The organism is Mesorhizobium sp. L2C084A000 (genome assembly GCF_000502875.1).
GTDB lineage: Bacteria > Pseudomonadota > Alphaproteobacteria > Rhizobiales > Rhizobiaceae > Mesorhizobium.
In genome coordinates this window covers 1-282 of sequence record NZ_AYWX01000068.1, presented here as the reverse complement: position 1 = coordinate 282, position 282 = coordinate 1, and the positions used below count along the sequence as shown (strand labels likewise).

Below are 282 nucleotides of genomic sequence, written 5' to 3'. Positions count from 1 at the left end.
GTCGGCGGCTTTGCCGGACTGCTCAACGGCCTTGTCGTTACCAGGGGAAAGATCCCGGCCATCGTCGTTACGCTGGCTTCGATGTCGATCTTCCGCGGTTTCAACTCGATCTGGGCGGCGGGCGACCAGGTCAGCGCCGACGAAGTCACGCAAGCCTGGCTCGACATGACCGGGCTGAAGATCGCAGGCGTGCCGCTGATCGTCATCATCGCTATTGTCATCCTGTGCGCCGGCTATGTGCTGCTCTATCGCACCGCAACCGGACGCGAGCTGTTTGCCACC

1 pseudogene is annotated in these 282 nt (G+C 62.4%); it reads left to right on the top strand.

Annotation, left to right across the window (positions count from 1 at the left end):
- Window positions 1–282: pseudogene (locus tag X735_RS0135775) on the top strand (ABC transporter); the annotation flags it as partial.